The sequence below is a fragment of the Methylobacterium sp. B1 genome, from assembly GCF_000333255.1.
GTDB lineage: Bacteria > Pseudomonadota > Alphaproteobacteria > Rhizobiales > Beijerinckiaceae > Methylobacterium > Methylobacterium fujisawaense.
In genome coordinates this window covers 1-1,631 of record NZ_BACT01000486.1, presented here as the reverse complement: position 1 = coordinate 1,631, position 1,631 = coordinate 1, and the positions used below count along the sequence as shown (strand labels likewise).

The window sequence follows — 1,631 nt, the reverse complement described above, 5'->3', positions numbered from 1 at the left end:
CGATGTCTGGTTCATCAACGGCCAGCCGCTCGCTGAGGTCGCGGCGCTGATCGAAGACGTCGCCCGCCGCCCTGCCCCCAATGGCCCCCTGCGCTACGGCCTCTCGGCCTTCGTGATCGCCCGCGAGACCGATGCGGAGGCGCAGGCCGAGCAGGACCGTCTCCTCGACCTCGCCCAGCGCGACGCGGCCCTGCGCGCCGACACCCGGGCCCGCACCGATGCCGCGAGCGTCATGTTCGCCAAGACCGATGCGGCCGCCTCCCGGCATGTCGGCACCAATGGCGGCACCGCCGCCGGGCTGGTGGGCAGCTACGAGACTGTGGCCCGCCGTCTCCGCGACTTCCACGCTGCCGGCATCGACCTGTTCATGCTGCAGTTCCAGCCCTTCGAGGCCGAAATGCGCCGCTTCGCCGAACAGATCCTACCGCGCGTCCGCTGATCCGGAGAGAGTCGATGAGCGGCCGTCAATTGCACCTCAACGTCAATGTGCTGCATGCGGGCGTCTACCCCTCCGCGTGGCGGCTGCCGCAGAGCCAGCCGGATGCCTTCCTCGACCTCGACCACTTCGTGCGCGTCGCCCGCATCGCGGAGCGGGGCAAGCTCGACGCGGTCTTCCTGGCGGACACGCCCGCCATCAACGACCGGATCGACCACCGGCCCTTCAACGCCCTGGAGCCGACCGTCTTGCTCGCCGCGCTGGCCACCGCGACGCGCCATGTCGGCCTCGTGGCCACCGCCTCGACGACCTACAACGAGCCGTTCAACCTTGCCCGCCGCTTCGCAAGCCTGGACCTCGTCAGCCGGGGCCGGGCGGGCTGGAACGTGGTGACGACGGCCGATGCCGCCGCCGGCCGCAATTTCGGCTTCGCCGGCGCTTCGGAGCACGGGGCACGCTACGCCCGGGCGCGGGAATTCACCGATCTCGTCCACGCTCTGTGGGACAGCTGGGAGGACGATGCGTTCATCGGCGACAAGGCGAGCGGCCGGTTCATCGACACGGCGAAGGTCCATGCCGTCGAGCACCGCGGCGCGCATTACGCCGTTGCCGGGCCGCTGACGGTGCCGCGGAGCGCGCAGGGGCGCCCGGTGACCTTTCAGGCCGGCGGATCTGAAGACGGGCGCGAACTCGCCGCCGCCACTGCGGACGCGGTGTTCTCCCTGGCGCAGACCATCGAGGACGGCACCGCCTACGCCCGGGACCTGCGGGCGCGGGCCGCGCGATACGGACGCCGACCGGACGCGCTCGTTATCCTGCCGGGCCTCGCCACGGTGATCGGCGCGACGGAGGCCGAGGCACGCCGCCGCCAGGACGAACTCTGGGACCTCGTGCCGGTGGAATACAGTCTCGCCCGTCTCGCCGGAACGTTGCGCCTCGACCCGTCGCGGCTCGAACTCGACAAGCCCCTGCCGGAACCGCTTCCCCTGCCGCCCGACGCCAACCACACGATGTTCCTCGGCACGCTCGCCCTCGCGCGCCGGGACCGGCTGACGGTCCGCCAACTCCTGCGGGCGCTGGGCGGCGGCGTCGGCCACCGCATCGTCGTGGGCACGCCGGAGGCGATCGCCGACGACATCGAGGCCTGGTTCCGCGCGGGCGCGGCGGACGGCTTCAACCTGATGCCTGACGTGCT

At 71.8% G+C, this 1,631-nt stretch carries 2 protein-coding genes; both read left to right on the top strand.

Annotation, left to right across the window (positions count from 1 at the left end; all coding sequences use genetic code 11):
• Nucleotides 1-439: LLM class flavin-dependent oxidoreductase (locus I53_RS14195; protein WP_043351762.1), on the top strand; the 439-nt coding region annotated here is incomplete at its 5' end.
• Nucleotides 440-453: 14 nt separating this feature from the next.
• A partial coding sequence (locus I53_RS14190; protein WP_043351761.1) for an NtaA/DmoA family FMN-dependent monooxygenase occupies nt 454-1,631 on the top strand: 1,178 nt, incomplete at its 3' end.